We start from the raw sequence: 1,071 nt of genomic DNA, 5'->3' as shown, positions 1-1,071 counted from the left end.
GACGTTGACGGTGACCAGCTTCGGCGCCGACGTCAGTTTGCCGTCGGACGCCGCCACGTAGATCTGGCGGGACGTGTAGGTCTCGTAGTCGATCGCCGCCTTCAGGGTCAGCACGCCATTGTTGGGATCCAGGGCGAAGAAGCTGTCGGTCACCGCCGCGCCGTTCACGTCGACCAGCTTGTAGGTCAGGGCGTCGCCGTCCGGATCGCCGGCGGTGAACGTGCCGATCGTGGCGGCGCCGCCGGGGATCTTGTCCTCGCTGACCGACAGCGACGTGGCGCCGCCGACGATGCTGACCGCGGTCGGGGCCTCGTTGACGTCGTTCACATAGTACCAGAACTCGGTCGCACCCGAGCTCTGTTGGGCGGCGTCCTTGGCCACGGCGATGACCCGCAGGCCGACCCGCCGGATCCCGCCGGCGTCGATGGTCCGCCAGGCGCTGGCCCCCATGGCCTTCAGGGCCTCGTAGTTGAAGGTCGTGTTGGCGTTGATCGTCAGCGAGCCGCCGCTGACCGACAGGAAGTCGGCCAGGTCGGGATCGTCGGCGATCGCGAAGGTGAGCGGCCCGCCCTCGGGATCGATAGCGGAGAAATTGGCCAGCGGGCCGCCGGCGACGACGGTCTCGTCGATCGACGTACGGACCATGGCGACGCCCGGCGCCGACGGCGCTTCATCGACGTCCTGGACGGTGAAGGTGATCGGGATCGACGTGCTGGCGTACTGGGTGTCCCAGGAATAGGCGTTGATCTTGAGCGCCACCTGCTTGACGCCGTTGGCCGTGGTCACCGTCGCCCAGCCTTGGCCGTCAAAGGCCTTGAGCGCCTCGAAATCGACCGCGCCGGCCTTCAGGTAGATCTCGTAGTTCGGTCCCGCCTTGCGGACGGCGAACAGGCCGCTGGGGTCGGTGATCTTGATCTCCGGCTGGGTGTTGTCGGGATCGGTGGCCTTCAGGGTGGCGATGACCGTGTCGGCGGCCACCGCACCTTCTGGGCGGATCGTCCCCGGCTGGCTGACCACGCTGGGGATGTTGGGATATTCGTTGACCGGCAGGACGTTGACGGTGACCAGCTT

Annotated in this window: 1 protein-coding gene; it reads right to left on the bottom strand. The window is 67.2% G+C overall.

Annotation, left to right across the window (positions count from 1 at the left end):
* On the bottom strand, positions 1-1,071 hold a 1,071-nt coding region (locus PMI01_RS20655), incomplete at both ends, for a cadherin repeat domain-containing protein (protein ID WP_007673605.1).

The sequence above is a fragment of the Caulobacter sp. AP07 genome (assembly GCF_000281955.1).
Classification (GTDB): domain Bacteria; phylum Pseudomonadota; class Alphaproteobacteria; order Caulobacterales; family Caulobacteraceae; genus Caulobacter.
Note: the sequence above shows the minus strand (reverse complement) of the source record. Positions and strands in the feature narration are given on the sequence as shown.